General features: G+C 66.6%; 5 protein-coding genes and 1 tRNA gene. 1 reads left to right on the top strand and 5 read right to left on the bottom strand.

Annotated elements, in window-relative coordinates:
* Nucleotides 1-488: 488 nt before the first annotated feature.
* The 5 genes from A7X12_RS14195 to moaA all read right to left on the bottom strand — a co-directional run bounded on the left by A7X12_RS14195 (nt 489) and on the right by moaA (nt 4,735).
* Nucleotides 489-1,337 carry a helix-turn-helix domain-containing protein gene (locus A7X12_RS14195; RefSeq protein ID WP_064312220.1) on the bottom strand — a complete coding sequence of 283 codons (849 nt, stop codon included), beginning with the start codon at nt 1,335-1,337 and terminating at the stop codon, nt 489-491.
* 16 nt (nt 1,338-1,353) lie between these two features.
* Nucleotides 1,354-2,625 carry a tyrosine-type recombinase/integrase gene (locus A7X12_RS14190; protein ID WP_198162035.1) on the bottom strand — a complete coding sequence of 424 codons (1,272 nt, stop codon included), beginning with the start codon at nt 2,623-2,625 and terminating at the stop codon, nt 1,354-1,356.
* 161 nt (nt 2,626-2,786) lie between these two features.
* Nucleotides 2,787-2,861, bottom strand: a tRNA-Asn gene (locus A7X12_RS14185).
* A gap of 84 nt (nt 2,862-2,945) precedes the next feature.
* Nucleotides 2,946-3,722 carry an NAD kinase gene (locus A7X12_RS14180; RefSeq protein ID WP_064312218.1) on the bottom strand — a complete coding sequence of 259 codons (777 nt, stop codon included), beginning with the start codon at nt 3,720-3,722 and terminating at the stop codon, nt 2,946-2,948.
* Nucleotides 3,719-4,735, bottom strand: a complete 1,017-nt coding sequence (gene moaA / locus A7X12_RS14175) for a GTP 3',8-cyclase MoaA (protein ID WP_064312217.1) — start codon at nt 4,733-4,735, stop codon at nt 3,719-3,721. Before moaA ends, A7X12_RS14180 begins: the two co-directional genes overlap by 4 nt.
* A 79-nt stretch (nt 4,736-4,814) precedes the next feature.
* On the opposite strand from moaA, the gene A7X12_RS14170 reads away from it, so the two are divergent.
* Nucleotides 4,815-6,800, top strand: a complete 1,986-nt coding sequence (locus A7X12_RS14170; protein ID WP_064312216.1) for a putative bifunctional diguanylate cyclase/phosphodiesterase — start codon at nt 4,815-4,817, stop codon at nt 6,798-6,800.
* Nucleotides 6,801-6,816 lie beyond the last annotated feature (16 nt).

Here is a 6,816-nt window from a genome sequence, read left to right as displayed (position 1 = left end):
AGAGACCGTCCACACCAGCACACCCAGCCAGCTTAGGGTGACTGCCAGGGCACGGCAACGCGCATCTCGCGGCGAGACTGCCGAACGGGGGCAGGGGCCACCCATCTGAGGCGCGCTCCCCAACAAGAGCGCTTTTCCCCCCGCCTCGCCCGCCCCCTTTTCGTGTCGCTTTTGATGCACCCGCGTGCCGCCGGGGCGCTGCTGGAGAAGAGAGGCCCATGCCGTGATGCAATTTGATGCAGCCGGCACTTCTTCCCGGCGACCTCTCGACGAGCGACCCGGCTGCGGCCGGGATGGCACGGATCGTGCTCTCCCCCCACGATAGCCATCGGGCGGCGCAAGCCGCCCGGTCCTGACCGCCGCACTGGGCGATCAAGGGGAAGGGAGTGCAACCTCTCGGCGATGGGGGGAAACAAACTGGCGCATGGGCTCGCTCAAACGAGCCCATTCCTCATTTCCTTAAATTCTTAGTGTGGACAGAGCACATCCTATGTACTCGCGCTTTCGCGAAGGGCGACGCCTGCGGCCAAGGCGTCAAGCGCCTGTCGAAGGGCCGGGTCCTGGGGCTCGCGAGGGCGTCTTTGGGGGACCGCCTGGGGCAGGCCGCCCAATCGGCGGAGTTTCGTCACCAGCAGCTGGCAATAGCGCTGGAAGACGCGCGCAGCCATCTTGGTGCGGTGTTCGAAATAGTAGGCGTTGCTGGTCTGCTCTCGCTGCGGCGCGAACTCGCCCTCATTGGAGGTCTTGATCGTCCGACGCACCCACGAGATCAGTCCATGATCGCGCAGCCGTCGAAGCGCGGCGATCACGCTGTTTCGGTGGCAGCCCGCCCGCGTGGCGATCGTGTCGATCGCCGGAAACAGCCGGCCGGTCGCGAAGTCGAGCGTTTGCAGCACAGCCTCGAGCACGGTCAGGTCGACGCGCCGTAGGCGCCCCTCGGCTGCCCGGAGGTATCCCGAAACTTGGCCGAGCTCTTGGCGGATGAGGGCAGGGCGCCCGGTAGCCGCTTCGGCACCGGCAGCGTAGCGATCCAGCTCAGCCGACAATTCGGCTTGTCGCGCGCGCGCTTCGCGGATTTCGGCCAGCGGATATTCCTGCCAGAGCTGCTGGTACAGCTCCTTGGCCGCCTGGATCAGGGCCTCGCGGTACAGTAGGCCTTGGCGCACGCTACCGTCACCGATCGGCCGCCATGGCTTCGCCCGCGCGTCGTCGACATCATAGCTGTCACGGTGCGGCGTGCGGCGCTTGCCATCTGGGTCGTGATCGGGCCCGCGGGTCTTGCCCTGCAGCTTCGCGCTGAAACCCTTGAGGATCTGGTTGACCGAGTGGGCCGTCATGCGCGGCCTCCCGTCGTCAGCGCCTGCGCGCGCCCCGCATGATCAGATCGGCGGGTGCAGGGATGCCCTTCATGAGCATATCCCCCCAGGCCTGCCCGATCTCCCGTCGTCGTCCCATGTAGAGCGAGCGATTGTAGACCACCTCCACGCCGCCAGGAATGTGGGCAAGCATCATGTCGATGATCTCGCGATCGGTGAGCCGATCTTCGAGCGCCGCCTGTTCGTTCATGATGGTCGAAAAGCTCGCCCGCCACCCGTGCGGCACATGCTTGCCGGTGAGGCCTGCGTCCCGATAGCGCTTGCTGATCGTGCTGTTCGAGATCGGCTTCCGCGGATCCGAATAGCCCGGGAACAGATAGCTGCTGCCCGATAGATCCTGTGCCAGCTTCACCACCGCGACTGCATGTGTGGAGAGTGGAATGACGAACTCGTACGCCAGGTCGCGCTTCTGCGTGCGCGTGAGCTTCATCTTCGCCGCCGGGATACGCCAGATCGGGTTCGGCGTATCCAACTGTTCGAACTCGCTGCGCTCGGCAAGCTGCACCACGCCCGGCCGAGCGGCCGTCAACGCCATCAAGCGCGAAGCGAGCAGGGTGCCCCAATAGACCGGCTGCGATTCGACCGCGATCAACGCCGATCGCGCGGATTCGATCTTCGTCTGCGCAGGCCGCAGCTTCGGCGTTCGCGCGACCAGCGCTTTGCTGATGATCGCCGCCGGGTCGCTCATTCCACGGCCGGTCGCAATCGCGTGCACGAAAACGTCCGAGATGTGCGAACGAACGCGGTGCGCCATCTCGAGGGCACCGGTCTCTTCTACCGCCCTGATCACCTCGAGCACCAGTGGCGCGGTGATCTCGGTGATCGGTAGCGCCCCAAGATCCGGGAAGGCATGGCGCTCCAGGCGCTCCATAATCTGCTGGCTGTACCGGGCGTCCAGCGTGCGCGAGCGCACTTGGTGCAGATCCCTCGCCACCGATTCGAACGTCACCCGCGCAGTCAGCGCTGCTGCCGCCTGCTGCTGCCGTCGCCGTACCCCGGGATCGATCCCGTCGCGCAGCAGCTTCCGCGCTGCATCTCGCGAATCGCGGGCTTCCTGCAGCGTCATTTCCGGATAGGCCCCGAACACCAGCTTGCGCTCGACCTGGCCCGTCTTGCCATCCGCCCGTGCGCCGAATCGGTACTTGAACCGCCACGACTTCGCACCCGCGGGGGTGACGTAGAGATAGAGCCCGTTGGCGTCCGTCAGCTTGTAGGGTTTGTCGCGCGCCGCCGCTTTGCGGCACTGCAAGTCCGTAAGCACTTTTCCCCCCAACCGCTGACCCCAGCGGGGCCCCCAGAATGGTGGCCTTGCACTGACCGGCGATGACCGGTCTCGATCGTGCAATGTCGCAGAAAAGTGAGGATTTCAAGATGTGGGGACCGGTCGTAACCGGTCCCGACATGAGCAGATGGCTCCCCGAGTAGGATTCGAACCTACGACCATTCGATTAACAGTCGAATGCTCTACCGCTGAGCTATCGGGGACCACTCTGGTCAACCCCTTGGCGGTGGGTCACCGCGTCGGGAGGCGCGCCTTTAGCACCGGGTTTTCGAAAGGCGCAAGGGGTTTTATGCAATAAATTGTTCCATCGTTATCCGGTCGTCCAATGCGTGCTCCGGATCGAACATCAGCGTGAGGTCGCGCATGCGGTCGATCTCGACATGTACGCTGCACACTTCCCGAATTTCGCGCTGATCGGCCACTGCGCTCACCGGGCGCTTGTCGGCCTCCAGCACGCGGATATCGATGCGGGTCTTCTCCGGCAGGATCGCACCGCGCCAGCGCCGCGGACGGAAGGGACTGATCGGCGTGAGCGCCAGCAAGGCAGAGCCCAGCGGAAGAATCGGCCCCTGCGCGGAGAAATTATATGCGGTCGATCCCGCCGGCGTGGCGACGAGAATGCCGTCGCATACCAGCTCCGGAATCACGACTCGGCCGTTGATCGTCACTTCCAGCTTGGCGGTCTGGCGCGTTTCGCGGAGCAGCGAGGCTTCGTTGATCGCAGGCACGACGCAAGTCTCGCCTTCGACGGTCGTGGCCGTCATCGTCAGCGGGGCCACGCGGAACGGGCGGGCGCGCTCCAGGCGCTGAACGAGCCCGTCCAGCCCCCAGTCGTTCATGAGGAAGCCAACCGTGCCGAGATTCATACCGAACACCGGCAGCAGCCGCCGGCGCTCCAGCATGGCGTGGAGTGTCTGCAGCATGAAGCCGTCCCCGCCAAGCGCAACGACCTCCTCGGCCTCTTCGATCGGCACCCAGTCATAGGCCTGGCGCAGCTCCTCCGCCGCGGTCTGCGCCGGGGCGGTAGGGGAGGCCAGCAACGCACGCAGCTTGGGCGTGCTCATCCGCCGGTGACGCTCATGTGGCGCGACACCGCAGGCGCAGCGCCGGCCTCGATACGGAAATCATGCCGCTCCGGCTTGGCGGCGAGGGCGCGGTCGATCGCTTCGTCCACGGCCTCCAGTCCACCGCTGCGAATCGCCGCCTTCAGATCCACCGAATCGTCATGGCCGAGGCACATGTGCAGGCGCCCGTCGGTCGAAAGCCGAACACGGTTGCAGCTCGCGCAGAAATTGTTGGTGAGCGGCGAGATCAGCCCCAGCCGGCTATCGCTGCCGCCCACGCGCCAGTACCGCGCCGGCCCGCCGCTGTCGTACGAATCGGCGACCAGATCGAAGCTGTTCTTCAACCGCGCCAGAACCTCCGGCAGCGGCAGGAAGCGATCGGCGCGATCTTCGTCGATAAGGCCCATCGGCATCGTCTCGATCAGCGAAAGGTCCATGCCGTTCGCCGCGACCCAGGCGAGCATCGGTTCGATCTGATCTTCGTTCAGGCCGCGCAGGGCGACCATGTTGATCTTCACCCGCATGCCGGCAGCCTGCGCGGCTGCCACGCCCTCCAGAACCTGCCCTACATCGCCGTGGCGCGTGATGTAGCGGAAGGTTTCCGGGTCGCGGCTGTCCAGGCTGACATTGATGCGGCGCACCCCGGCATCGGCCAGGCCCTGCGCATATTGCGCCAGCCGCGTCGCGTTGGTGGTAAGCGTGAGTTCCTTCAGGCCCTCGCCGATCCGCGCGCCAAGCTGCTCGACCAGCGTCATCATGTTGCGTCGGACCAGCGGTTCGCCGCCGGTCAGCCGGATCTTGGTGACGCCGCGATCGACAAAGCGGCCCGCGATCGCCGCCAGCTCTTCCAGGCTGAGCACCGCATCGCGCGGCAGGAAGGTCATGTGTTCCGCCATGCAATAGCGGCAACGAAGATCGCAGCGATCGGTGACGGAAATACGCAGATAGCGGATCGCGCGATTGTGGCGATCAACCAGCATGGGTGGTGTCTCGGAAGCGGGTACGCTGGCCATGGGCCGCGAGGTAGGGCGTAGGTCCCCGCTGCACAAGGCTTGGATGGCGGAGCGCGTACCGAGTCGCTATCGAGGGCGCATGGAAGAAGGGTTCACGATCGTCCCGAGTACCGCGCCGGCGCCCGAAGTGCCGGTTTTCGTGCTCTCGTTCCGTCAGCGCGACGAGGTTGCGGCTGCGGCGGCGGGGGGCGGCTGGCGGGTCGTCGCCGCGCGTCGCAGCGAAGGATTGGAAACCCGCTTCCTGGCGAGCGGCGCCTCGGTCGCCGTGATCGATGCGCGCGGCGCCATGACGGAAGGGTTGGACGCGGCCCGCCTGCTCGGGCCAACGATCAAGGCGTATGGCGCGGCGCTGCTGATCCTCGTCTCGCAGAGCGACACGGTCCATATGGGCCGCTTCTACGAGGCCGGTGCGACCCATTTCCTGGGAAGCCCGATGTCGTCGGCGGCGATCGCGCACGCCATTCGATTCGCGGAACGCTATGTCGAACGGCTTTCCGGCTGGGCGGGGCAGGGCACGAGCATGTCCAATCCGCTCGGATGGCGCTTCGATCCGGCGTCCGGTTCCATCGAACTGACCCCGGCGCTGGCGCAGTTGCTCGATTTGCCGGAGGCACCTGGGCCGCGTGCCCTGTTCGGTCGGCTTGCGCTTTCCGATCGTCGGCTGGCCTGGGCGGCGTTGCGACGGCTGCGCGAGGCGGGCTCCACCGCCTTTGCCCATGATCTCCCGGGCAAGGGCCGCGTGGTGCAGCATCTGCAATATGACGCCGAAACCGGCCAGATCGATGCCCTGGTAGAGCCGCTGGGGCTGACCCCCGACGCCGGCGCCGCGGTTCGCGACGTGCTTACCGGCGCGCGCGATGCGCCGAGTGCGCGGCGCTGGATCGATCGCGCCATGGAGAAGGGGCAGCGGATCGGGCTGGTGCTGGTCGGCCTCACCCGCTTCGACACGATCAATACCGCCTATGGCCGTCCCGCCGGCGATGAATTGCTTCGCAGCGTGTCGCGCCGGGTCGCGGAGGCAGCGCGCGAGACGCTCGGGCAGGATGTCGTCGTCGCGCGCATTGGCGGGTCCGACTTCCTCGCGGCGGCGGTCGACCCCGGCACGCCGGCACTGCGCAATGCCGCTCGGCGCATCGAGGAGGCGCTGGCGCGGCCCTTCGTGGCGGCCGGCGAGCTGGTGCATCTCGGCGCCAAGGTAGTGCTCACCGAAAGCGTGGCGGGCGACGGGGCCGCCAGCTTGTTGCGGCGGGCAAGCGAAACACTGCTGGGGGAGGGGACGACAAGGCCCGGGAGCGGCCCGTCGGTCGAGTCACTAATCGGTGATTTGCGGCGCGGTATCGAGCGCGGCGAGATCGGTGTGCTGTTCCAGCCGCAAGTCGCGGTCGCTACCGGGCAAATCATCGGCGTGGAGGCGCTGGCCCGCTGGCAGCACCCGCAGCATGGGGAGATCGGGGCCGAGCCGTTGTTCGCCGCCGCCGAACGTGCTGGGCTGTGCGGTGTGCTGAGCGAACATGTCCAGCGCCGGGCGCTCACCATCGCCGCGCATTGGCCGCGCTCGCTCGCGAGCTTGCGCCTTTCGATCAACGTCACGGCGGGCGATGTCGGCCGCCCCGGCTTCGGCGAGAGCCTGTTGCGCTGGGTCGATGCTACCGGCTTTCCGCGCCATCGGTTGACGCTCGAAATCACCGAAAGCGGCATCATGGCCGATCTCAGCGAAGCAGCGGCCCTGCTGTCTGACCTCCGTACCGCCGGCTGCCGCGTGGCGATCGACGATTTTGGCACCGGCTATTCGAGCCTCGCCTATCTCAAGGCGCTGCCGCTCGACTATCTCAAGATCGACAAGAAGCTGTCCAACGAGATCACGGGCTCGCCGCGCGACCGGATCGTGGTGCGCGGCGTGATCGACATGGCGCGGTCGCTGGGGCTGGCGGTGGTCGCCGAGGGTGTCGAGACCGAGGCGCAACTGGACATGCTGGCCAAGGAAGGTTGCCAGTATTTTCAGGGCTTTCTGTGCTCCAGTCCCATCGACGTGCCGGCGCTCGCCGCGCTGGTGCGCGACTGGTGAGCGCCGGACCGGCCGA

Origin of the sequence: Sphingomonas sp. TDK1 (assembly GCF_001650735.1) — a bacterium.
Lineage (GTDB): Bacteria > Pseudomonadota > Alphaproteobacteria > Sphingomonadales > Sphingomonadaceae > Sphingomonas.
The sequence above is the reverse complement of the archived record's forward strand: the minus strand, read 5'-3'. Positions and strand labels throughout refer to the sequence as shown.